This window comes from Pantoea sp. SOD02, from assembly GCF_024707505.1.
Taxonomy (GTDB): Bacteria; Pseudomonadota; Gammaproteobacteria; order Enterobacterales; family Enterobacteriaceae; genus Pantoea; species Pantoea symbiotica.
The window spans coordinates 15,126-38,175 of sequence record NZ_CP102604.1 but is presented as its reverse complement, the minus strand read 5'-3'; the positions used below and the strand labels follow the sequence as shown (position 1 = coordinate 38,175).

At 54.5% G+C, this 23,050-nt stretch carries 21 protein-coding genes; 13 read left to right on the top strand and 8 right to left on the bottom strand.

The window, feature by feature from the left end; all coding sequences use genetic code 11:
- Position 1: 1 nt before the first annotated feature.
- From NR302_RS00175 to NR302_RS00150, 6 genes are all read left to right on the top strand, one after another.
- Positions 2-1,027: a LacI family DNA-binding transcriptional regulator gene (locus NR302_RS00175; protein WP_154195029.1), complete on the top strand. Its 1,026-nt coding sequence runs from the start codon at positions 2-4 to the stop codon at positions 1,025-1,027.
- Positions 1,028-1,152: 125 nt separating this feature from the next.
- The gene (locus NR302_RS00170) at positions 1,153-1,899 is read left to right on the top strand and encodes a sugar phosphate isomerase/epimerase (protein WP_258144253.1); all 747 of its coding nucleotides are present in this window, start codon (positions 1,153-1,155) and stop codon (positions 1,897-1,899) included.
- 10 nt (positions 1,900-1,909) lie between these two features.
- Positions 1,910-2,854, top strand: coding sequence for a sugar kinase (locus NR302_RS00165; protein WP_008105274.1), 945 nt, complete (start codon positions 1,910-1,912; stop codon positions 2,852-2,854).
- A gap of 142 nt (positions 2,855-2,996) precedes the next feature.
- On the top strand, positions 2,997-4,280 hold the full coding sequence (locus NR302_RS00160) for an MFS transporter (RefSeq protein WP_008105275.1): 1,284 nt from the start codon (positions 2,997-2,999) through the stop codon (positions 4,278-4,280).
- Positions 4,281-4,330: 50 nt separating this feature from the next.
- Positions 4,331-5,305, top strand: a complete 975-nt coding sequence (gene ghrB, locus NR302_RS00155) for a glyoxylate/hydroxypyruvate reductase GhrB (RefSeq protein WP_061720009.1) — start codon at positions 4,331-4,333, stop codon at positions 5,303-5,305.
- 82 nt (positions 5,306-5,387) lie between these two features.
- The gene (locus tag NR302_RS00150) at positions 5,388-6,635 is read left to right on the top strand and encodes a valine--pyruvate transaminase (RefSeq protein ID WP_008105277.1); all 1,248 of its coding nucleotides are present in this window, start codon (positions 5,388-5,390) and stop codon (positions 6,633-6,635) included.
- A gap of 88 nt (positions 6,636-6,723) precedes the next feature.
- Here NR302_RS00150 and NR302_RS00145 read toward each other — a convergent pair whose 3' ends face one another.
- From NR302_RS00145 to NR302_RS00125, 5 genes are all read right to left on the bottom strand, one after another.
- Complete coding sequence (locus NR302_RS00145) at positions 6,724-8,826, bottom strand: peptidase domain-containing ABC transporter (protein ID WP_258144252.1); 2,103 nt, start codon at positions 8,824-8,826, stop codon at positions 6,724-6,726.
- Complete coding sequence (locus NR302_RS00140) at positions 8,819-10,093, bottom strand: HlyD family secretion protein (RefSeq protein WP_258144251.1); 1,275 nt, start codon at positions 10,091-10,093, stop codon at positions 8,819-8,821. The genes NR302_RS00145 and NR302_RS00140 overlap by 8 nt, the downstream gene beginning before the upstream one ends.
- Before the next feature lie 23 nt (positions 10,094-10,116).
- Positions 10,117-10,764, bottom strand: coding sequence for a CPBP family intramembrane glutamic endopeptidase (locus NR302_RS00135; protein ID WP_258144250.1), 648 nt, complete (start codon positions 10,762-10,764; stop codon positions 10,117-10,119).
- Between the two features lie 292 nt (positions 10,765-11,056).
- The gene (locus tag NR302_RS00130) at positions 11,057-11,389 is read right to left on the bottom strand and encodes a hypothetical protein (protein ID WP_258144249.1); all 333 of its coding nucleotides are present in this window, start codon (positions 11,387-11,389) and stop codon (positions 11,057-11,059) included.
- A gap of 370 nt (positions 11,390-11,759) precedes the next feature.
- Entirely contained in the window at positions 11,760-13,196 is a 1,437-nt protein-coding gene (locus NR302_RS00125) for a PLP-dependent aminotransferase family protein (RefSeq protein WP_258144248.1), read from the bottom strand.
- Between the two features lie 213 nt (positions 13,197-13,409).
- Between NR302_RS00125 and NR302_RS00120 the strand changes: the two genes are divergently transcribed.
- The 6 genes from NR302_RS00120 to NR302_RS00095 are packed head-to-tail and all read left to right on the top strand — an operon-like array spanning position 13,410 to position 19,127.
- Positions 13,410-14,876 (top strand): hypothetical protein, encoded by a 1,467-nt coding sequence (locus tag NR302_RS00120; RefSeq protein ID WP_258144247.1) that lies wholly within the window; start codon positions 13,410-13,412, stop codon positions 14,874-14,876.
- A gap of 17 nt (positions 14,877-14,893) precedes the next feature.
- Positions 14,894-16,171 (top strand): acetyl-CoA carboxylase biotin carboxylase subunit family protein, encoded by a 1,278-nt coding sequence (locus tag NR302_RS00115; protein ID WP_258144246.1) that lies wholly within the window; start codon positions 14,894-14,896, stop codon positions 16,169-16,171.
- A complete protein-coding gene (locus tag NR302_RS00110) occupies positions 16,159-16,866 on the top strand; it encodes a class II glutamine amidotransferase (protein ID WP_258144245.1) in 708 nt (235 codons plus the stop codon). Before NR302_RS00115 ends, NR302_RS00110 begins: the two co-directional genes overlap by 13 nt.
- Positions 16,867-16,871: 5 nt before the next feature.
- Entirely contained in the window at positions 16,872-17,672 is an 801-nt protein-coding gene (locus NR302_RS00105) for a 2OG-Fe(II) oxygenase (RefSeq protein WP_258144244.1), read from the top strand.
- Positions 17,673-17,699: 27 nt separating this feature from the next.
- Positions 17,700-18,200, top strand: a complete 501-nt coding sequence (locus tag NR302_RS00100) for a YbaK/EbsC family protein (RefSeq protein ID WP_258144243.1) — start codon at positions 17,700-17,702, stop codon at positions 18,198-18,200.
- A 21-nt stretch (positions 18,201-18,221) separates the two neighbouring features.
- A complete protein-coding gene (locus NR302_RS00095; RefSeq protein ID WP_258144242.1) occupies positions 18,222-19,127 on the top strand; it encodes an EamA family transporter in 906 nt (301 codons plus the stop codon).
- Positions 19,128-19,175: 48 nt separating this feature from the next.
- Here NR302_RS00095 and ibpA read toward each other — a convergent pair whose 3' ends face one another.
- Entirely contained in the window at positions 19,176-19,589 is a 414-nt protein-coding gene (gene ibpA / locus NR302_RS00090; RefSeq protein ID WP_008105285.1) for a small heat shock chaperone IbpA, read from the bottom strand.
- Positions 19,590-19,875: 286 nt separating this feature from the next.
- On the opposite strand from ibpA, the gene NR302_RS00085 reads away from it, so the two are divergent.
- Positions 19,876-20,235, top strand: a complete 360-nt coding sequence (locus NR302_RS00085) for a YceK/YidQ family lipoprotein (protein WP_308713954.1) — start codon at positions 19,876-19,878, stop codon at positions 20,233-20,235.
- On the opposite strand, the gene NR302_RS00080 is transcribed toward NR302_RS00085, so the two are convergent.
- Together NR302_RS00080 and NR302_RS00075 are read right to left on the bottom strand one after the other, a co-directional pair.
- Entirely contained in the window at positions 20,213-21,475 is a 1,263-nt protein-coding gene (locus NR302_RS00080; RefSeq protein WP_258144240.1) for a DUF3748 domain-containing protein, read from the bottom strand. The two genes, NR302_RS00085 and NR302_RS00080, sit on opposite strands and share 23 nt — an antisense overlap.
- Before the next feature lie 129 nt (positions 21,476-21,604).
- A complete protein-coding gene (locus NR302_RS00075) occupies positions 21,605-22,897 on the bottom strand; it encodes an MFS transporter (protein ID WP_258144239.1) in 1,293 nt (430 codons plus the stop codon).
- Positions 22,898-23,050: the final 153 nt, after the last annotated feature.

The following is a 23,050-nucleotide window of genomic DNA, read 5'->3' as shown; positions in this document are numbered from 1 at the left end:
AATGAAAACCAGGCCGCCACGAGCCACAATCAGTGACGTTGCCCGTACGGCAAAAACCGGTAAAACCAGCGTTTCCCGCTATCTGAATGGCGAAGTGAATCTGCTCTCGCCCGATCTCAAAGCCCGTATCGAACAGGCCATCGCCGAACTCAACTATCGTCCCAGCCAGATGGCGCGTGGACTGAAACGCGGCCGCACGCGATTGATCGGCCTGATCATTGCCGACATTACCAATCCTTACTCGGTAGACGTGCTGAGCGGCATCGAAGCGGCGTGTCGTGCACAGGGTTTTACCCTGCTGATGTGTAACACCAACAACGAAGTCGATCTCGAACAGCATTACCTGCAATTGCTGAGCAGCTATCAGGTAGAAGGCATTGTGGTGAATGCCGTGGGCATGCATGAAGAAGTCCTCAATCGCCTGCAACAGTCGATGCTGCCGATGGTGTTGATTGACCGAAAAATCCCCGATTTCGCCTGCGATATGGTGGGGCTCAACAACGTTGAAGCTTCCACTGTTGCGACCCAACATTTGCTGGATAACGGCTATCAAGCCCTGCTGTTCCTCAGCGAGCCGCTCGGCAGCGTCAACACGCGCCGCGAACGTCTGCGCGCCTTCTACGACACGGTGAACAGCGCGCCACAGATTGCGGCAGAGAATGCCGAAGTGGCGCTTCATCAGCCCGACGCGCTGGAAAAACAGCTGCGCGAGTTCCAGCAGCGCCATGCAGATAAACGCTGTGCGGTGATTGCCGCCAACGGCGCGCTGACCTTGCAAGTGGCGCGCGCGCTTCAGCGTCTTGAGCTGCGCTGGGGCGAAGCGATTGGCCTGCTGGGCTTTGACGAACTGGAATGGGCGGCGCTGGCGGGCGTCGGCATCACCACGTTAAAACAGCCCACCTGGCAGATTGGCTACGCCGCGCTGGAACAAGTCATTGCACGCATCGAAGGCAGCGAGCAATCGATCAGCGAACAGCTCTTCTCCGGCGAGCTGATCGTGCGCGGCTCCAGCCAGCCGCTGCGCTAACTTCCCCTTTTATGGCTCACTTCGTGAGCATGATCATAATTTCACGGTCTGCCCCTTCTCTTTGGAACCGGTTCCATTTAGGTTTTTTATAACGAATGGGATGTGGTCATGCCCGGAGAAACGTGATGAAACCAGAAATTATTGTTGTAACTGCCGCATACGGCGCGCAGAAAGTAGCGGAATTGGGTGGCCAGGCCGCGCTGTTGCCGCTGATCAAACAGGCGGGTGCGGATGGCGTCGAAATCCGTCGCGAGCTGTTCAACGAAAACGAACTTTGCTTGCTGCACGCACTCGGCAATGCGATTTCCCAGCATCAGCTGAGCGCCAGCTATTCCGTGCCGGAAGCGTTGTGGCTGGATGATGGCGCGCTGAATCCGCGTCTGGCGCAATTCCTGCAGGAAGCTGAACAAATCGGTGCTAAGCGCCTGAAAGTGGCGCTCGGTCATTTTGTGGAACTCGATGCCAGCGCGCTGCGCGCTGTGTTGCAAGCCTCAACGGTGACGCTGGTGGTTGAGAACGATCAAACCCCGGACAGCAAACTGGCGCCGATGCTGCGCTTCTTCCATCAGGCCTGCGATGCCGCGTTACCGCTGGATATGACCTTCGATATGGGCAACTGGCAGTGGACCGGCGAAGACGGTTTACAGGCAGCCGCACAACTCAGCCGCTACGTTAGCTATATTCACGTTAAAACGGCGGTGCCGCACGGCGCTACCTTCCGCGCTATCGCGCTGGATCAGGCCGACGATAGCTGGCGCTCGCTGCTTAACGCGCTGCCAACTGACGCACCGCGCGGCATCGAATTCCCGCTGGAAGGCGCGGATTTGCTGGCGGTCACGCGCCATTACGTCGACCTGCTGCGTGCAGCGTAAGGAGCCGATGATGACGCAAAAAACGCTGGATGTGGTGACGATTGGCGAAGCGATGGCGATGTTTATCGCCCAGCAAACCGGCGATCTCGCCGCAGCGGAAGGCTTCGTCAAACGCATCGCCGGTGCCGAACTCAACGTGGCGATTGGCCTGGCGCGCCTCGGTTTGCAGGTCGGTTGGGTGAGCCGCGTCGGCGACGACAGCTTTGGTCGCTTCACGCTGCAACAGCTGGAAAAAGAGGGCGTTGATCACCGCTGTGTCACCACCGACGCACGCTATCGCACCGGCTTCCAGCTTAAATCCCGCGTTGATGACGGCTCCGATCCGGAAGTGGAATATTTTCGCAAAGGCTCCGCCGCCAGCCATCTGTCGCCCGATGATTTCAACGACGACTACTTTGGCAGCGCGCGCCATCTGCATTTAAGCGGCGTGGCGGCGGCAATCTCCGACAGCTCACTTGCCCTGGCGCAACATGCAGCAAAAGAGATGCGCGCGCGTGGCAAAACTATTTCCTTCGATCCCAATCTGCGTCCGGTGTTATGGCGCAGCGAAGAGGAGATGCGTAAACAGCTCAATCATTTAGCGGAATACGCCGATTGGGTGCTGCCGGGCGAAAAAGAGGGTTTGATTCTTACCGGCTATCGCCAGCCGGAAGCCATCGCCGATTTTTACCTCGATAAAGGGGTGAAAGCGGTGGTGATCAAAACCGGTGGCGACGGCGCCTGGTACAAAACCGCCGACGGCCAGCAAGGCCAGGTCGCACCGATTCGCGTCGAGAACGTGGTCGATACCGTGGGTGCCGGCGACGGTTTTGCTGTTGGGCTGATCAGCGCGTTGCTGGAAGGAAAATCCCTGCCGCAGGCGATTCTGCGCGGTAATAAAATCGGTTCGCTGGCGATTCAGGTTGCTGGCGACAGCGAAGGCCTGCCGACGCGTGCGGCGTTGGGTGATTATTGATATTCACGATAGTCGATGCGTTTTGTAGGGTCGCCATTTATGGCGACCGCCAAACAAAGATTTAAAAAATATCTGTACCTACTACAACTATATTGCGAGGCGCATCCACTGAATGCGTCCACCTCAACCAGAGGAGTCACCCATGAAATCGCAGACAATCGCGCCAAAACGCTGGTGGTTTATCATGCCCATCGTGTTTATCACTTACAGTCTGGCGTATCTGGACCGGGCGAACTTCAGCTTCGCCTCTGCCGCAGGGATAAATGACGATCTCGGCATCACCAAAGGCATGTCATCGCTGCTGGGCGCTCTGTTCTTCCTCGGCTACTTCTTCTTCCAGATTCCCGGCGCGCTGTATGCCGAACGTCGCAGCGTGAAGAAGCTGATTTTCTGGTGCCTGATTTTATGGGGCGGCTGCGCCTCGCTGACCGGCGTGGTCAGCAACATCCCGATGCTTGCAGCAATCCGCTTTGTGCTCGGCGTGGTTGAAGCGGCGGTGATGCCGGCGATGCTGATCTATATCAGCAACTGGTTTACCAAATCCGAGCGTTCGCGCGCCAATACCTTCCTGATCCTCGGTAATCCGGTGACAGTGCTGTGGATGTCGGTGGTCTCCGGCTATCTGATTGAATCCTTTGGCTGGCGCGAGATGTTTATCTTCGAAGGCATCCCGGCAGTGATCTGGGCGGTTGCCTGGTGGTTCCTGGTGCAGGACAAACCGGCCCAGGCCAAATGGATGAGCGAAAGCGAGAAAGCCGCGCTGCAGGCGCAGCTGCAAAAAGAGCAGGAAGGCATTAAAGCGGTGCGTAACTACGGCGAAGCGTTCCGTAATCGCAACGTGATCCTGCTGTGCCTGCAATATTTTGCCTGGAGCATCGGCGTGTACGGTTTCGTGCTGTGGCTGCCGTCTATTCTGCGTAACGGTTCGCAGATGGGCATGGTGGAAGCCGGTTGGCTGTCAGCGGTGCCGTATCTGGTGGCGACCATTGCGATGATCGTGGTGTCGTGGGCCTCCGATAAAACCCAGAATCGTAAATTGTTTGTCTGGCCGCTGCTGCTGATTGGCGCGCTGGCGTTCCTCGGTTCCTATCTGGTCGGTTCCAGCAACTTCTGGCTGTCGTATACGCTGCTGGTGATCGCCGGTGGTGCGATGTATGCGCCGTACGGTCCGTTCTTCGCCATCATTCCTGAGATGTTGCCGCGCAACGTCGCCGGTGGTGCGATGGCACTGATCAACAGCATGGGCGCACTCGGTTCCTTCGTCGGATCGTGGATTGTAGGCTATCTTAATGGCGCGACCGGTTCGCCTGCCGCCTCCTACATTTTCATGGGTGCTGCGCTGTTGGCCTCGGTCTGGCTGACGTTAATCGTCAAACCGGCGCAGAATAAAACATCGCCGCCGATGCATGGCGCAAAGCACGCGTAATCAATTCGGGAGGCCTCAAGGCCTCCTCACCATTTCATAGGGAGCAAAAGATGAAACCTGCTGTGATTCTTTATAAGAGCCTGCCAGATGACCTGCGCACCAAGCTGGATGCCCATTTCACCGTCACTGAAGTGCATGACATTTCTCCGGAAACCATCCAGAAACACGCGGCGCAGTTCGAACAGGCGCAAGGTTTGCTCGGCTCTGGCGGCAAAGTGGATGGCGAGCTGCTGGCAAAAATGCCCGCGCTGCGCGCCTGCTCCACCGTGTCGGTGGGTTACGATAACTTCAACGTCGACGCGCTGAATCAACGCAAGGTGTTGCTGATGCATACGCCAACCGTGCTGACCGAAACCGTCGCCGACACCATGATGGCGCTGGTGCTAAGCACCGCACGTCGCGTGACCGAGCTGGATAAGTGGGTGAAAGCCGGCGAGTGGAAAAAGAGCATCGGCCCGGATCATTTCGGCATCGATGTGCACCACAAAACCCTCGGCATCCTCGGCATGGGCCGCATCGGCCTGGCGCTGGCGCAGCGTGCGCACTTTGGCTTCGGCATGAATATTCTTTATAACGCGCGCCGTCAGCATGAAGAAGCGGAAACGCGCTTTGGTGCGCGTGCCTGCGATCTGGAAACCTTGCTGAAAGAGAGTGATTTTGTCTGCATCAGCCTGCCGCTGACCGAACAGACGCACCATATGATTGGCGCGGCGCAGCTCAAGTTGATGAAGCCAAGCGCAATTCTGATCAACGCCGGTCGCGGTCCGGTGGTGGATGAGCAGGCGCTGACTGCGGCGCTAAAAGACGGCACCATCCACGCTGCCGGTCTGGATGTGTTCGAAGTTGAGCCGGTGCCTGCCGATGCCGAGATTTTGACGCTGCCAAACGTAGTGGCGCTGCCGCACATCGGTTCTGCCACGCATGAAACCCGTTACGGCATGGCGCGCGACGCGGTAGATAACCTGATCGCCGCCCTGAGCGGTAAAGTCGAGAAAAACTGCGTTAACCCGCAGATCCAAGGCTAAGCTTGCTGCTTTACCCATTGCGCCTGCCAGCGGCGGGCGCTATGGTGGTTCCCCATTCGATTTCACAACGTTTTAACTTCCTATGTCCTTTTCTCAGTTCGGCGACAAATTTACTCAACACTCCGGCATCTCACGTCTGATGGAAGACATGGGTGAAGGCCTGCGCACGCCAGGCACCATCATGCTTGGCGGCGGTAATCCGGCGCAGATCCCGGCGATGAATGACTATTTCAACCAGTTGCTGATGCAGATGCATCAGGATGGCAAACTGAGCGAAGCGCTGTGCAACTACGATGGTCCGCGCGGCAAAGCGCTGCTGCTGGATGCGCTGGCGAAGATGCTGCGTGAAGAACTTGGCTGGCCATTAACCGCGCAAAACATCGCGCTGACCAACGGCAGTCAGAGTGCGTTCTTCTATCTCTTCAATCTGTTTGCCGGACGTCGCGCCGACGGCAGCAAAAAGCGCGTGCTGTTCCCGCTGGCACCGGAATATCTCGGCTACGCCGATGCCGGGCTGGAAGAGGATCTGTTTGTCTCCGCCAAGCCCAACATTGAGCTGCTGCCGGAAGGCCAGTTCAAATATCACGTCGATTTCGATCATCTGCCGCTGAATGACGATGTTGGCCTGATTTGCGTATCGCGCCCAACCAACCCAACCGGCAACGTCATCACCGATGACGAACTGCTGCAACTAGACGCGCTGGCGCAGCAGCACGGCGTACCGCTGCTGATTGATAACGCCTACGGCGTGCCGTTCCCCGGCATCATCTTTAGCGAAGCGCGCCCGTTATGGAATCCCAATACCATTCTGTGCATGAGCCTGTCGAAACTCGGCCTGCCGGGCGCACGTTGCGGCATTATCGTCGCCGATGAGAGCACAATCGCCGCGATTGGCAATATGAACGGGATTATCAGCCTGGCACCGGGCAGCATCGGTCCTGCTATTGCCAATGAGATGATTGTGCGCGGGGATTTGCTGCGTCTGTCGGAAGAGGTAATTAAGCCGTTCTATCAGGCCAAAGTGAGCGAGACGATTGCGATTCTGCGCCGCTATCTGCCAGAGGATCGCTGCCTGATTCATAAACCCGAAGGCGCGATTTTCCTCTGGCTGTGGTTCCGCGATCTGCCGATCAGCACCGAAACGCTGTATCAGCGCCTGAAGGCGCGCGGCGTGCTGATGGTGCCCGGCCACTTCTTCTTCCCCGGCCTGGAACATGAATGGCCGCATACCCATCAATGCATGCGCATGAACTATGTGCCGGATGCGGAGAAGATTGAGCGCGCGGTGCAGATACTGGCGGAAGAGCTGGAAGCCGCATTTAGCGATTAATAGGCAAGGTCGCCATAAATGGCGACCTTACAGGGTGATTTTGTAGGGTCGCCATTTATGGCGACCTCATTTTGGTGCTATTAACACTTCATGACTTGAGAGCAATAACTCGATCAGCCGATGCGATCGTGCTTTCTCTGTGTGCGATTATTACCCGCGTAATGCGAAGTTTTTTAATTGCCTGATTCACCATTTCTTCACTTTTTTTGTCCAGTGCACTTGTGGCCTCATCTAAAAAAAGAATCGCTGGTTTCTTATATAATGCCCGGGCAATGAATAACCGCTGCTTTTGCCCGCCAGACAGCCCTTCACCTAATTCACCAATAAGCGTTTCATATCCCATTGGCATACGCATAATAACCTCGTGCAAATAGCTGGCTTGGGCACACTCTTTCATCCATTCGTCATCCATTTCATCTGCAAAGCTGCAGATATTCTCCCGGATAGAACCGCAAAAAATTTTATCATCCTGCATCACACAGGCGATCATCTTGTGATAATTGTTGATACCCATTTGCTGGATATCGACGCCATCCACTTCGACAAAGCCACTTGTGGGAGAAAACAAACCGCACAGAACCTTCAACAGCGTGGATTTTCCTGAACCGGATGAGCCGACAATCGCCACGCACTCTCCCGGTAAGATTGAAATATTTAGCGCATCGAATATTGCCGGTGACTGGCTGTCGTAGCGGTAGCTCAGCTCATATGTAGTCAGCCCGATTGGTTGCAGTCTCGCTTCGTAACAGAGCTCGGGTTTATAATTATCCCGCGGGTGCAGAGCAATGTCGGAAATGCGCTCGTTATGCAGACTCATCATGCGTAGCTGCAGTAAAAATTCTGTCAGCGACCCGATACGGTCTGAGAACTGTGCACGAAAAGCGCCAAATGCGACAAACATACCAATAGTTATCTGGTTATCGATCACGAGGATGGTCCCCATCCACAGAACCACAATCTGATCACAGGCGGCAATAAAAGTACTGATACCGCCAAATAGCATATCCATTTTGGTGACGCGAATACCGGTATTAATTGAATCGATTTCGAGATTCAGCCAGTGGGATATCCGGCGCTGAGCCATACCCTGCATTTTGACGGCGGCAATTCCGTAGAGTGTTTCCATAAAATACGAGTTGGCGCGCGCTTCCCTGACCAATAACTCTTCAGAAAGTTGCCGGTAGTACCTGTAGGTTACCAGGCGCAGCAGAACATAAAATGTTGTAAACGCCATCACGATCCAGGTAAGCCAGCCACCATACAGGACCATCATCACCAACACGCCAATGACCATGATGCTGTCCATAATGCCGCCAACGATGCTGGTAGTGAAGGTGCTTCGCAACGTATCCAGTGAAGTGAACCGAGACTGAATATCACCCAACTTGCGCCGCTCAAAGTAGCCGAGCGGCAGCCGTATCAGATGATTGAACAGGCCGGATTGCCACTGCACGTTGATGAACGTTGCCATAACCAGCGCGGTCCAGGCGCGTCCCATACCGACTGCAGCTCGCAGCAGGATAAAAAATATCAATCCAGCACAGATTAAGGTCAGTAAGCCCCGATCGCCTGCGGGTATGGCGTGATCCATCACCAGTTGCGTGCCAACCGGCATCACAAGATTGATGGTCTCGAACACTAATGATAAGCAGAGTATTTTGCCGAGTACGGTCTTGAGCCCGTGCACGCTAGCGATCAGAGTACGTAAACTGATTTTGTTGTGGGCGCTGTCGGCAATAAATGTGCTTCCTGGGCAGGCTTCGAGCGCAACACCGCTAAAATTTTTCGACAGTTCTGCGAAGCTGACCGTCCGGCGGCCGCGCGCCGGATCGTGTAGCACCACACAATTACGCCGGATGCTCACCAGCACGACAAAATGGTTGAACTCCCAGTGTAAGATGCAAGGTATCTTCAATGCGCCTAATTCGTCGATGTCGAGTGATAGCGGTCGGGTGCTCAGTCCTAGCTGCTCAGCAATGCCGGTCAGTGCCGATAGCGTAGTGCCGCGAGCCGACAGGTTGAACTGTCGTCGCAGCGTTATCAAATCAACATTCTTGCCGTAATATCCGCAGATCATTGCAAGGCAGGCCAGACCGCATTCGGCTGACTCGGTTTGATGAATCATTGGGACACGATGGCGCAGCCATAATTCCAGCTGACCGATCAGCGTTTTGCAGGTTAATCTACTCATTGACTGGCCCCATTACGCTATGTTTCATGTCGTAAAACGGCGAAAACATCCATTGATATAGCCTCCTTTTTTCAAGGAACAGCGTGCTCTGCGCTTTAATGCCGTTCTCCAGACTCAGACGTTCACCTCCATACATAACAGCCTGCTTATCTGGCCTGACAATGACCTTGTAATAGGGGATCGCGGAAGTTAAGGCAGATCGTGGAGCGCCCTGATAAGTCAGCATTTCCTGCGGTGATGCGGGTGCTCTGGAGATAACGGTAACGGTGCCAGCAAACTGACCAAATTTCTCCGCAGGGAAGGCTTCATAACGAATATTGACCCGATCACCGAGAGTGAGATAAGGGATTGCGTCATTGGGAACCCACAGCACCAGGGTGTAATGATCGATAGTGTGGGGGAGAATTTGCAGCAGACTGTCGCCAGCGTTAACCATCTGTCCCACCGTAACGCTCAGCGAATCGATACGGCCGGCAGCCAGCGCTCGCACAATAATGGTTCCACCGGCATCAATATTGAGTTGTTCTTTTTGCAGTTCAAAACGCTGCAGTTCCATCTGGTAAATCTGATTGTCAAAGCTGGCGGCCTGAGTAGATATTTGACTCTCCAACGCTGTGATTTGCAGCGCATTTTGATCATTCTGGCTTGATAGTCCAAGGAGATTGTTTTGCTGTTGGTAATACAGTGCCACTTGGTTGGTGAGTTGATCTTTATTTACCAATCCCCGGAGCTGATAATTCCGATAGTTGTCCATATTCTCCTTAATAATACGGATCCCTTCCTGAGCGCGACGGAGGATGTCAGTTGAGCGTAATAACGCGTCAGCATATTGCTCTTTTTGTTTCTCCAGCATGACGAGAGTGGCTGTCTTGCTGCTTTCAAGTCGGCTAATCATCTGTGTAATACGTTCAAGCTGATGATCAATATCCCGGCGTTGGTTTTCACTAACCACGCCGCTGCGTGTAGTTTTGCTGACGTCTATTTGATAAATGGGTGCGCCCGTTTCAATAAACTGCCCTGCAGTAACGAACTGCTTGACCACAATACCCTGAACGCTGGAATAGACATTAGCTGCGCGAGGATAAGTGGATATTTCTCCAGTAACGTTGATCCGTCGGGTATAAGTGCTAGTAATAACAAACACCAGAAAAAGAGTAATAAATAAAAGAGAAACTCCCGCAATGAGCCAAAGAGGGATTCCGGGGAGCAACAAGGCTCGACCACGCCATTTCATTTTGTGATTTTCAACCGCTTCCTGGCGAAACAATTCAGTATTCCTTACTTATTTTTTTAGTGGTTGAATAGATAATGTCCATTGATCACAATACCGTTCATAAAAGTATGCAGTAATACAGGTAATAACAATCCCTTTGACAAGACTCTCGCGGCAACAAGCGTTAAAGAAATAAGATAGAGAAGAAAGAGGGGTTTAAAACCTGAATACTGTGTGTGCAGCAGAGAAAAAATTAAGGACGTTATAATTGCAGAAAATACCTTACTGTTAGAAAAAACAGTTAACGCGCCAAATAACCCGCCCCTGATTGCTATCTCTTCATAAACCGGCACCATCAGAATATAAGATATTTGCGTTAGAACAAGAGTATAGAGAGGCAGCGAAACCGCCTGTTGACTAACAATGTCATCCGTATGAAAAAACACCTTTGGTATAATAAACTGGATTATCAAAATCAAAGAAAAAAATATCAAGAATTGCATGACCGTAAAATTACCGATGCCAAAGCCTTCTTTCTTCCTGAATTTTAAAAGATAAATGGGCACAATAACAAAAAACTCAATCATAAAGCCATACGGTAAAAACAATCCAGACTCAATTAACTCTATTCGATTGGGGAAGAGTAATGGAAAGGCTGTCAGTAGAAACATTAGAAGAAAAAGAGATAAGTTTAACCAACCTTCTTTTTTGGTTCTAGTTTCCATACAATCTTTTCCCTTAGAATTATATCGTCATCATGACTTTATGTATTTTTTTGCTAAATAATCACTCACCTTTCGAGCAAGAGAAACAAATGATAATAATGAAGTTATAATGATGACCAATTTTGATAACTCAGGTGGCGGGGTGTAAATGAAGAACGCTGAAATAACCCCAGCGCCACTAATAAATAAAAAACCAGCCATCAAAAATATGAATAAAACAAAATTTTTGAATAAAAAAAGCACATCCAACTCCTTTTCACCCGCTCACAAATAAGGAGCGGGTGAGGGTTATCTATCGGCTGCAGGAACCGCCCATTCCACCTGAGTTACAATTTCCAGAGGAGTTACTGTTACCGTTATTATTACTGTTGCCACTTCCTGTGAAACAACCCCCGGCTATCGCTCCACCGACCATTCCCAGGCCTGCGCCGACTATTCCACCAGCGGCCCCTGCAATAGTTCCGCCAATGATGCCATTATTACAGCCGACCACATAACCGTTGTTGTAACCAGAGTTACCTGCAGTGCTACCGTTATTTTTATTATTACTTGAGTTATAAGGTGGGTCATTACGACCACCGCCACCAGAAATGATACTTAACAACTCTCTGTCAATTACTTTCATAAACAGCTCCTTTGTTCAATTTTGTAATTACACATACCTATACAGCGATTGAATTAATACCTCACTTTTTATTTCGTGCAAAGTGTTTTTTCTACGGATTAATTAGCTGTTGTTGTAATAACAATTAAGGGAAGAAGCAATGTGTTTACCTAAATCATTGTTTTTATAATTTAATTTAAACCATGCAATTCGTGCTATTCTCTTGCACATTTCTTACCGGGCAAAGATTAAGATTAAAGTTACCCATAACTATTAGATTAGTTGTTTATGTTAAAAGAAGATTTTAATGAATCGTTTACATTATTAAATGGAGAATGCCGACAAAGTTTTTTCTTTGCCGTTTATTCTATTTACGCTATTCAGAGTATTTTTACATCGCTGCCCCCAGCGACAACTGGCACCACTGCGCCAGCTGCTGAATCGCCTCCTCCACTTCGGCATTCCAGCCAAACCCGGCATTGAGTCGAAAACAGTGATCGTAGCGGTGATCGGTGGCGAAAATGTGCCCCGGCGCGATACCGATGCCCGCATTGCGCGCTTTGAGAAACAGCGCGCGCACATTCAACGCGCCGATCGGCATTTCCACCCACAACACATAGCCGCCTTCAGGATCAGAAACCCGCGTGCCCGGCGGGAAGTAGCGCAGCACCGCCTGACGCATATGCTGGATTTGATTCTTCAGCTCACGCCGTAGCTTACGCAGATGCGCATCGTAGCCGCCGCTGCGCAGCAGTTCGGCAATCGCCGCTTGTGACAATACCGACGTGCCCATGCTGGTGGTGTATTTCAGCGAGGCGATTTTGCGCATGTAGTTGCTGCTGTGCACCCAGCCAATGCGAATGCCGGGTGCGACGGTTTTCGAGAAGCCGCTGCACAAAATAGCGTTCGGGCTGAAGGCGCGCATCGGGAACGGACGGCGTTCACCGAATGCGGTATCGCCGAAGATATCATCTTCAATGATCACCACATCGTTCTCGTCGGCCTGACGCGCAATATAGGCCTTCTGCTCGTTGGGAATGCTTTTGCCCAGCGGATTATTGATGTTGTTAATGGTGAGATAGGCCTGCACCGCTTTGCGCTGAAACAGCGCGGTGAGTTTCTCCACATTGACGTAGCCTTCCGGCCCGGCTTCTACCTCAATCACCCGCAGATTGAGGTTATGCAGCATCTGCAGCAGCACGAAATAGCAGGGCGACTCCACCGCAACGATATCGCCAGGCCGCGTGGTGGCGCGCAGCGCCAGCGAAATCGCTTCGATGCAACCGTTGGTGATCAGGATGTCATCAGCGTTGATATTGCAGCCATAATCCACCGCGCGACGCGCAATTTCATTTTTCAGCGGCGCATAGCCGGTGCCTTTCACGGTGTTGCCGAGCAGCGCCGGTTTGCTGTATCCCATCTGGCGCATCAGCAAACCAATCTTCTTCACCGGATAGAGTGAGATGTCGCCGTTAGCCAGATCCAGCCGCACGCGGCAGTCTGAACCGAGCATCGCCAGATGCAACTCGGTTTGCTCGTCGAGCGGCGCCACTTCGCGCGCTTGCTCGTTGATTACGGTGGGAAACGTTTTATTAGCAGGTCGCGGGGCGACAAAAAAACCGGACTTAGGACGCGCCACCGCGTAGTGCTCATCCTCAAGGGTACGTAATGTTTTCAGCGCGGTGGTCATGCTGACGCTGTACTGCGTCGCCAGCGTGCGTACCGAAGGCAAACGACTGTCGGGCGGCAGCGAGCCGCTGTGAATGGCTTGTTTTATCTGCTCTGCGATTTGACGGTAACGACTGCCCTGTTCCGTTTCACCCGCCATCTGTTCCACCCTATTTCGTCCGGATCTGTGCGTTTTCACCAGATTACATTCAAAGTACTTTAGGCTGCATTAGTTAATTGATAACCATACGCATTAGTTGCAGTGCCGCTTCCGACTAAAAAATTCATTCCGTAGCACCTTCGTGGCCCATTTCCCGTCTGTTGCCGCCAGCACGGCAACAGCGTTTTTATTAGCCAAAGGATGAAGTGAAAAATGAATAATCTGTCCACCATGATGCGAGAGATTAGTGGATATCTCACTCCCACGATTATCGATTCAGCGCAACACTGTTCACGTCGTTTATTGGCCGCACTTCCCGACGCCGCGCACCCGGCAAATAACCGCGTGCTGCTGGCCTACGGCGGTGGCAAAGACAGCAGCTATATGGTGGCGTACGTGCGCTACATTCAGGGGCTGATCTGGCAGCAGCACGGCAGCACCTTTCAGCTGCGCATCAGCACCAACCGTCATGCGGCGATGAACGACAGCGTGATGGAGAATATCGATCGCGTATACCGCGCGCTGCACATCCCCGATGATGACTTTACCGAATGTCTGGTGACCGACGGCCTGCAAATCCGTCACTTCGATCGTCATTTACCGATGCCCGACAGCGTGCGCCAGCAGAATCGCAACGATGTACTGATGAATGGCCACCGCTTCCGCGCCGATGCGCGCTCTACCTTTTGTAACGCCTGTAATCTCAGCATGGTGAACTCGTTTGGCCTGGCGGCGCATTACGACGGCGGCGTTGATGTGATCATCACCGGCGATTCGCCGCAGGAACAAACCGCTTATCTGGCATGGGCGCGCCATCTTTCGCGGCTGTTTGATGCGCCGGTGGCGGATAAATCGCGCGGCTTTAGCGGCTTCCTGCAGACGCTGGATGGCGTGGCCGAGCGCTATTTCGCCGATATCTACGGCGCCGACCAGGTGACACCCGCGCACCGCATTACCTGGCAGCTGGAACGCGATCCGCTGTTCTTCAACATCTATCAAGACACCGCGTATGAAGCCGGTGCGCACTGGGCGCTACTGACCGAATTTATGCATTTCCGCTTTGATGAGCTGATGTTCAGCTTCTCCGAATCGGACTGCGGTAACCCGACGTTAATGGCACATATTCGCGGTCTGCGAGCGGAGACGCTGTTGCAGCGTAGCTACGCCGAAGGCATTCGCGAATATGTGCGCTTTGCGCTCGGGCTGATGGTGAAAAAGGATTTCCCGCCGCAGCTGATCGATGAGATGGCGGCACGCTATCAGGACGATGAGGCGATTAAGCGCGCCCGCCAGCGCGCTGCGCAGTTCGCCGAACAAGCATTTGGCCTCAATGAAACCCAACTGGTTTGCATGATCTATTCGCCATTTATCGCCGAAGGCCATCAGCTGAAAAGCTGGCTGCAGCAGCTGGTCGATGCGCCGGACGAAGCGGCGGTGCGCGCCCTGCTGCGCGGCGAAAGCGACGATCTGTTGCTGGCGCAGCAGCTGGAGCAACTTTCTGGTTTGACCGTGGCGCAGATGCGTCACTGCTGGCGCAGCGCGCAGGTGAGTTCACTGCTGGACGATCAGCGCGGCGATGCGCTTTCGCGCGTGCTGCGTTTTGACCCGCACAAAGCAGTGATTCAGGTGAATAACGGTGTGATGCAAGACGTCGTCACTGAAGTGATCTCCGGGCGTTAACCCGGTAAGGCAACGCGATGAGAAAGATTTTCCTGCAGATTGGCGCCACCCGCGACGGACAAAATCCTTACTGCGCGGTGGCCAAACGCGAGGGCTACTTTACCGTGCTGGCGGAGATGGGCGACTTCGTCGATTACCAATCGCTGAGCATCCCGTTGCCGTTCGATCTGATTGTGCGGCTCGATCGCCCGGAAAATCCGTGGGATGTGCTGCAAGCCTGTTTGCATGCCGGGTTGATGGAGCATCCTCACGTGGTGCTGGCCGGCTTTGAAGCCTACAACGCCAGCGCCGGCCGCGTGCGCGAACTGCTGGCTGGGCCCGACGCCGGTGTGAGCTTTATTCCGCCAGATAAGTACGCGCAGCGCATGGCGTTGCGTAAAGCCTGGCAGCGCTTTCCGCAACCGGAGTTTCGCTTTTTTGCCTCGCCGCTCAGCATCCGCGATGCGCGTGAAGCGCTGCTCTATCCCTGCGTGATCAAGCCGGTTGATGGCGGCGGCGGCCTTGGCATCTGGCTGGTGAAAGAGGCCAGCCAGCTCGATGCGGTGATCGGCAAGCTGGTCGATACCATGAATTACGGCGGGCGCGGCTTCAGCGGATTTATCGTTGAGAGCTGGCTGGCGGGCGATGAGTATTCGCTGCAAGGCGTGGTGGCGGACGGCCACGCCGTGGCGCTGACCTGCTGCCAAAAGGTGATCGAACACCATAGCGATGCCGATGGCTGCGTCAGTTTTTACGAATCCGGCCATGTGGCGGTCGCGGCGCAACAGCTGCCCGCCAGCTTTACCAGCCTGATGAGCTTCTGCTGCGAAACCTTCGGCTATCGCCAGGGCGCGTTTCATATCGACTTTATTTTGGTCAACGGCGAACCGCACTTCCTCGAAATGGGCTTCCGCCTTTCCGGCATGGGCGTGGTGAATCTGGTGCAGGAAGTCACCGGCATCAACTGGGCAGAAGTGGCGTTTCACATCGAAGCCGGTCACGGCATGCCGCCGCTGCATTTCCCGCCGCAGCCGCAGGCGGTGGGCCGCGTGCGTTTGCGTCAGCGCTTGCAATATGACGCGGCTGAACGCTGGATCGAACAGCATCAACGCGGTCAGCTGTTGCCACCGCTCAATCTGCCCGCGCTGGCGGTTTCGCCGCGCTCTTCGCTGTATGCCGATTTAACCCGCCACGCCGGCATTCTCGCCACCTTCCGCCTCGCCGCAACCAGCCGCGACGAAATTCTGGCGGTGTTCCATCAGATTCTTGAGGTCTCATCGCTCACCACACGGAGAGATTTACTATGTGCAGAATGATTGCGGCGCACGGCCAATTTGATGCCGCTGCAGTGCTGGACGCCGCGCGTGCCATGAGCTGCGGCGAGACCGCCACGCACGAAGGTCCGATTAAACAGCATCCCAACGGTTGGGGCTGTTTATGGCTGGAACAAGGGCACATTCGCACGCTGCACGGCACCGGCACCTTCGCCGATGCGTTGCCGACCATTGATGTTGATCGCCTGCGCGGCCGCTTTCTGGCGGTGCATGTACGCCACGCCACGCTGAGCAAAAATCACGGTATCGAATTTTCCCATCCGCTGTGGCGCACCAGCGGCGCAACGCAGTGGTACATGATGCATAACGGTTTTTTGCCCACCGTCTATCAGCAATTGGGCATGGCGGAGTCGCGTTTTGATTCCGCTGAGTATCTGGAATATGTAGTGGATCGCGCCACGCCCGCCGATTTCACCCGCGATTATCTGCGCGACAAGATGGCGCAGGTCGCGCCGGGCGGCAGTTCGGCCAACGCCATTTTTGTCACCCGCGATAAAGCCTGGGCGTGGCAATGGCATCCCGACGATACGCCCTATCCCAACTATTTCACGCTGCACCGCTTACAGAACAACAACACCACTTTCATCTCTTCTGAACCAATTTCAGCACTGGGCACGGCGTCTGAATGGCGTCGTATGAGTAACCATGAACTTCATGAATTTCCTATTGGGGAGTGATCAACATGGCGATTTTCAATCAGATCCGCGTTATTCATCCGAACATGTTTGTGGAAAGCACCTGGCTGGATGACATCGTCACCGCGCGCGTGCCGCTGCTGGTATTACGTAACTTCCTCACGCCGGACGTGCGCGCAGCGGTGGTAGATGATTTGCAGCAGTGTCGCGAACAGGTGCGGGTGTCGCACTATCCGAACGGCGCGCTGACCACGCTTGGCCCTTATCTGGCGAAGCACACCGCTGCGCCGGAAAACTACTTTACCGAGCTGCGCGATATTCAGCCCGCGCTGCCGCCGTCGCTGCACTGCCTGCGCGAGCAAATCTACAACTGGGTTAAGCACGCGCTGCGCCTGGAAAGCCTGCAAACCGCTAACGAACCTGAACTGGGCGATTACGCCGGTTCGATTGTGCGCTTCCACGCAAACGGCGTCGCCAATCCCCTGCATAACGACAACATCGTGCGCGATGCCGCCGGCAGCGGATTGGCGGTGACCCACATCCTGCATCAACTCAGCTGCGTGGTCTGTTTGCAGGAGTGCAACGCCGGCGGCGAGCTGCGCATCTTCAATAAGAAGTGGCAGCCGGTGGATGAGTACTACAAAACGCCGGGCGAGCTCGGTTATCAAACCGGCGTCATCGAACACAGCGAGGTGTGCGAGTTCTCACCGCGCAGTGGCGATATCTATCTGTTTAACCCTGCGTTTTATCACGAAATTGATCGCGTGGAAGGCGACACGCGCATCACCATGGGCTTCTTCTTTGGCCTGACCGACAAAAAAATGAAACACGCCATCGCCTGGAGTTAACGCCAGGTTTTCGACGAGGAGACGAGCATGAATACCTATGAAAAAGTAGCGGCCCTGCTAGATCAGCATCAGGCGCGTTATCGCGTGGTGGAGCATGAAGCCATCGGCCAGACCGACCTGATTAGCGAGATTCGCGGTAACGATCTCAATCAGGCGGCCAAAGCGATGGTGCTGGAAGTGACGATGCCGGATGGCGCGGATGCGCGCTATCTGCTGGCGATTGTGCCGGGCGACTGCAAGATCAACTTCAAGAGCGCCGCACGCGCCATTGGCGGCAAGAAGTCGAGCTTTGCGCCGCCAGAGAAAGCGCAGGAATTAACCCAGTGCGTGATGGGCGCGGTGCCGCCGTTTAGTTTTGATGACCGGCTGGCGCTGCGCGTCGATGCGCGCCTGCGCGACGTCGGCACGCTGTGGTTCAACGCGGGCGCACTGGATCGCTCCATTGCTTTACAGGTATCTGATTTCTTTAAGATTGTCGGTGAAGAATGTTGTGCCGAAATCGCGACACCGGTGACGGCAACCGCCTGATTGCGGCAGTAAGGACTTTGTATGTCAGTTAAAGATATGTTGTTGGCCCTGCTGGTTGTGGTGGCGTGGGGCGTGAATTTTGTGGTGATTAAGCTGGGCCTGCAGGACATGCCGCCCTTCTTGCTGGCGGGATTGCGTTTTAGCCTGGTGGCATTTCCGGCGATCTTGTTTGTGAAACGTCCGGCGATTCCGCTGCGCTGGCTGATCGTTTATGGCATGACCATCAGCTTTGGTCAGTTCGCCTTTCTGTTCCTTGCCATCAAACTGGGCATGCCGGCAGGATTGGCGTCGCTGGTGCTGCAGGCGCAGGCCTTTTTCACCTTGCTGCTCGGTGCGCTGTTCCTGGCGGAGAAGCTGCGCTGGAATCACATCGCCGGCATTTTAGTGGCGACGCTCGGCATGTTTATGCTGGCGACCGCAGGCATGGCAGGCCAAACCACGGCGGGCATTACGCTCACCACCATGATGCTGACGCTGGCTGCGGCGCTGTCATGGGGGCTCGGCAATATCACCAACAAAATCATTTTGCGTAACCACAAAGTGCCGGTGATGTCGCTGGTGGTGTGGAGTGCGCTGGTGCCGATAGTGCCGTTTTTTGCCTGCTCGTGGCTGTTCGATGGCGAAGCGGCGATTGTGACCAGCCTGCTGCACATCTCGCTGCAAACGGTGTTGGCGCTGATCTATCTCGCCTTTATCGCCACCATTGTCGGCTATGCGATTTGGGGCAACCTGCTGAGTCGCTATGAAACCTGGCGCGTAGCTCCGCTGTCGCTGCTGGTGCCGGTGGTGGGAATTCTCAGCGCGGCGCTGATTCTTGGTGAAACCTTATCGATTCAACAGATGATTGGGGTTTCAGTGATCATCCTTGGCCTGCTGGTGAATGTGTTTGGCGGCATGGTCAGTCAGCGATTATTGGTGCGCACCTAAACAAAAACGCCGCTTTTCAGCGGCGTTTTTTTTCAACTCAGATCCTGATTACAGGATTTCGATACGACGCGGTTTCGCCTCTTCCGGGACGATGCGTACTAAATCGATGCTCAGCAGACCATTTTCCAGACGCGCATCGCGCACGGTGATGTGATCAGCCAGCTGGAATTTGCGCTCGAAGTTGCGCTCGGCGATGCCCTGATACAGGTATTTACGCTCCGGCTGCTCTTCAGGATGCGCGCCGCGCACCACCAGCACGTTGTCATGCGAGGTGATATCTAACTCGCTCTGGGCAAAGCCCGCCACGGCAATGGTGATACGGTAAAAATTCTCATCCACCAGCTCAACGTTATACGGAGGATAGCCACCATTGGCCTGGTTTTGATTGGACTCAAGCAGATTAAACAGGCGATCAAAACCAATGGCAGAACGATAAAGTGGAGAGAGATCAAAATTACGCATAATAAGACTCCTGATATTCAGCAAGTTTAGGCAACCTTCCACCATGGACAGGTTGTGCAGTCCGTTGTTGTCCCTTCCGGCAACAGCAACAAGACCGTTCCTTAAAAGTGGGTGCAGCCTGGTCGCTTTCAAGGGCTGATGCGTATTTTTTTACAGCAATTCTGACGATATGACATACACTCAGGGGACGATTCGCCTGAGAATCAAGACGCGGCCATAGAGCTTTGCTTAACGTCAGGTGACACACTCCAGCCAGGGCCATGCCATGACTGAAGGGATGATGATGATGAATATGATGAAACGCTTTCCGCTCACAGCTGTGCTGATTTGCAGTACCTTCGTTACCTCAGGCTGCTCCAGCGTTATGTCTCACACCGGCGCCAGTCAGGGCTACTATCCCGGCACGCGCGCCAGCGCAGAGATGATCGCCGACGACAACACCAGCTGGGCGATCAAGCCGCTGGCGCTGATCGATCTCCCGTTCTCAGCGGTGATGGATACCGTGCTGCTGCCATGGGATTATTTCCGTTCTGACGACGATAAAAGTAAGGATTCCATCCACGAGCGCGTGATGCAGAGCGAGAAAATGGCTGGCACGCAATCCAGCCTGGCGACTGCAGCTGCTATGCCCGCGCAGCCGCACTAACGCAAAACAGCTGCCTCCAGCCGTCTACTTCCCGCATATAAGCGATCTTTTCCCCATCCGGTGACCAAACCACCGCATCACCGGATGGCGCCTGATCGCTACGTGGCGTTAAGCGCGTACATTTCCCCGTCGCCATCTCACAGCGCATCACACTGTTATCACAGATAAAACTTATCGCGCCGCCTTGTGGATGCCAGCTAAACGCCGACTGAATGCTGCTCGCTAACTGCGTCACCTGACGCGGCTGACCGCCATTGGGTGAAACCGTCCACAGCTGAATCACGCCCTGATCGTCCGCCAGCAAAAAGGCGATGGCGCTGCCATCCGCTGAGGCGCGCAGCCAGTGACGCGGCTGCAGTGCCAGGCCGTTGGTGTGCGTGATGCGGCGCTGCTGCACGCCAGCTGGCGGCGCAGGCAATTTATCCGCCGTGCCCTGCAAGGGCGATGCGCCAGCTTTGGCGTAATCGGCTAACGCGGCGGGCAGATCCACCACGAACACTTCCGGCACTTTGTCGCCGTTAGCCGCACGCGTATCGCCGATAAAGGCGATGGCCCAGCGCTGCCAGCTGCCATCCGCTTTCTGATAGCCTTGATTCCCGATCCAGCACTCTTCATAGGCGCGGTCGATCTGGTCGCTGCCCGGCTGTGGATCGCGCTGCGTCTGGCTGACCAACACGCAATAATGGCTGCCCTCATATTCACGCGGATGCTGTTTGGGCGGACACACCGGATGAAGCGGCACGGCCACGCCGACGTTGCGCAGGTCATCGCCGGCATCTTTTTCATGCATCACATGATCGTTGTAGGTAAAACTCAGGCGCGAACCGTCCGGGCTGAAGACGTGGACATGCGAGCCACCGCGCAGCGCGCCGGGCGTGTAAGGCGCGGTGATATCGCAGGCGTCGAGGTTCTCAGCGATACCTTGCTGCACGATCACGCCACGTCGGTGATGAAAATCGTAGCGCCAGTGCGCATCCGGATGTTCCGGGCCATGAATGCAGACGTAACGCGATGGCAGATCCGGACTGACGGTGACCACGCCAACGTGTGCGCCATCGCGCGCCTGATACAGCACCTCAACAGCACCGCTCGCCACGTTGACGCGCTCGATAGTCAGGCTGGTAAAAGAGGCGCCGGAAGGTCGCACATCAAATGCCAGCCACTGGCTGTCGCCGGTCCAGACGTTGATGTTGGTGAGTTGATGATGACGCGCGGCAAAGGTGATTTGTTGTTCTGACATGAGGCAACCTTCCATCTAACAGTTGCCGGATAAATTACGTGATTTAGGGGGGCGATGCGAATAAACCGGGTTGCGGTTACAGTGCGGTTATTGGCAAGGTCGCCATGAATGGCGACCCTACGGGATGTATTAACCTACGCGTTTTACATCACCGACTAACAGGATGTAAGACAGTGCACCGATCAGCGCCACCGCCGAGATATACACCAGCGCCGGCGCAAAGCCGTAATCCTGCGCCAGATAGCCCACCACCAGCGGTACGGTGATGCCGCCCAGGCCGCCAACAAAGTTGAACATGCCGCCGGTCAAACCAATCAGCCGCACCGGTGCCAACGAGGAGACCAGCGACCAGGTAATTGAGGCGAAACCGTTGCCGAAGAAGGCAATCGCCATCAGCGTCATAATCCAGATGGGGTCATTGGTGTAGTTCGCGCCCATGATGCAGGTGGAGATCAGCAGACCGCAGATGATTGGCGTTTTGCGCGCAAAACCCAGCGAACGGCCGCTGCGCACCAGACGATCGGCGACGATGCCTGACAGAATCACACCAAAGAATGCCGCGAGGAATGGCACGGTAGTCATAAAGCCCGCGGTGAGCGCCGCGATGTGTTTTTCCTGCGTCAGATAGTTCGGGAACCAGGTCAGGAAGAACCACAGCGTGGATGTCACGGCGAACTGACCGAGATAGACGCCGCACAGCTTGCGGTGGAACACCAGTTTCCAGTCGGCGGCGGTGAGTTTGGTGCGGGTTTTCTTTTCGCTCGGCGCATCGCCATCCACCATCGCGCCGCCTTCACGGATGTATTCCAGCTCGGCTTTATTAATGCCTTTGCTCTGGCTCGGCGCCTGATAGAACTTGATCCAGATAAACGACCAGATGATGCCAATGCCGCCGGTAATAATGAACACCCAATGCCAGCTCAGCAGTTCCTGAATCCAGATCAGCAATGGCGTGAGGAACGCCAGGCCGACAAACTGACCGGACGTGTAGAAGCCGACGGCGGAAGCGCGCTCCTGCTCGGGGAACCAGCTGGTTACCAGGCGATTATTGGTAGGGAAAGCCGGCGCTTCAAATATGCCGGTAATCGCACGCAGACCAATTAACGATAATAATCCGCTGGCGAAACCCTGTAATAAGGTCGCAACCGACCAGCCAAAGATGGCAATAAAATAGGTTAAGCGTGAACCCACGCGATCGAGGAACCAGCCGCCGGGAATTTGGCACAGCGTATATAACCAGGCAAAGGCGGAAAATACATAACCCATTTGCGCTTTGGTAATACCGAACTCTTCCTGGATATGCGCGGAAGCGACGGCTAAATTAGCGCGATCGACATAAGAAATGACCACCGTAATAAATATCATCAGCAGCGTGATATAACGACGGCGCGTCGGTTTGGCCTGAACAGCAGAGAGATCCATGGTGTTTCTCCGTAATCGTTTTTGCCGTTTAGGCGCGACAGAGCACGCCCCGGCAAATGTAGGGTAGCGATATCAAAGGTAAAACCGCGTCAGCGGTAAATAAGCTGTGCCGGGAAACAGGCTGAGCGAAGCCCTATGCCCTATTTCACCGGC

Bases quoted from the DNA above. Each gene is read 5' to 3' on its own strand.
- NR302_RS00175 (WP_154195029.1), top strand. From the start codon at position 2: ATGAAAACCAGGCCGCCACGAGCCACAATCAGTGACGTTGCCCGTACG.
- NR302_RS00170 (WP_258144253.1), top strand. From the start codon at position 1,153: ATGAAACCAGAAATTATTGTTGTAACTGCCGCATACGGCGCGCAGAAA.
- NR302_RS00165 (WP_008105274.1), top strand. From the start codon at position 1,910: ATGACGCAAAAAACGCTGGATGTGGTGACGATTGGCGAAGCGATGGCG.
- NR302_RS00160 (WP_008105275.1), top strand. From the start codon at position 2,997: ATGAAATCGCAGACAATCGCGCCAAAACGCTGGTGGTTTATCATGCCC.
- ghrB (WP_061720009.1), top strand. From the start codon at position 4,331: ATGAAACCTGCTGTGATTCTTTATAAGAGCCTGCCAGATGACCTGCGC.
- NR302_RS00150 (WP_008105277.1), top strand. From the start codon at position 5,388: ATGTCCTTTTCTCAGTTCGGCGACAAATTTACTCAACACTCCGGCATC.
- NR302_RS00145 (WP_258144252.1), bottom strand. From the start codon at position 8,826: ATGAGTAGATTAACCTGCAAAACGCTGATCGGTCAGCTGGAATTATGG.
- NR302_RS00135 (WP_258144250.1), bottom strand. From the start codon at position 10,764: ATGGAAACTAGAACCAAAAAAGAAGGTTGGTTAAACTTATCTCTTTTT.
- NR302_RS00130 (WP_258144249.1), bottom strand. From the start codon at position 11,389: ATGAAAGTAATTGACAGAGAGTTGTTAAGTATCATTTCTGGTGGCGGT.
- NR302_RS00125 (WP_258144248.1), bottom strand. From the start codon at position 13,196: ATGGCGGGTGAAACGGAACAGGGCAGTCGTTACCGTCAAATCGCAGAG.
- NR302_RS00120 (WP_258144247.1), top strand. From the start codon at position 13,410: ATGAATAATCTGTCCACCATGATGCGAGAGATTAGTGGATATCTCACT.
- NR302_RS00115 (WP_258144246.1), top strand. From the start codon at position 14,894: ATGAGAAAGATTTTCCTGCAGATTGGCGCCACCCGCGACGGACAAAAT.
- NR302_RS00110 (WP_258144245.1), top strand. From the start codon at position 16,159: ATGTGCAGAATGATTGCGGCGCACGGCCAATTTGATGCCGCTGCAGTG.
- NR302_RS00105 (WP_258144244.1), top strand. From the start codon at position 16,872: ATGGCGATTTTCAATCAGATCCGCGTTATTCATCCGAACATGTTTGTG.
- NR302_RS00100 (WP_258144243.1), top strand. From the start codon at position 17,700: ATGAATACCTATGAAAAAGTAGCGGCCCTGCTAGATCAGCATCAGGCG.
- NR302_RS00095 (WP_258144242.1), top strand. From the start codon at position 18,222: ATGTCAGTTAAAGATATGTTGTTGGCCCTGCTGGTTGTGGTGGCGTGG.
- ibpA (WP_008105285.1), bottom strand. From the start codon at position 19,589: ATGCGTAATTTTGATCTCTCTCCACTTTATCGTTCTGCCATTGGTTTT.
- NR302_RS00085 (WP_308713954.1), top strand. From the start codon at position 19,876: ATGAATATGATGAAACGCTTTCCGCTCACAGCTGTGCTGATTTGCAGT.
- NR302_RS00080 (WP_258144240.1), bottom strand. From the start codon at position 21,475: ATGTCAGAACAACAAATCACCTTTGCCGCGCGTCATCATCAACTCACC.
- NR302_RS00075 (WP_258144239.1), bottom strand. From the start codon at position 22,897: ATGGATCTCTCTGCTGTTCAGGCCAAACCGACGCGCCGTCGTTATATC.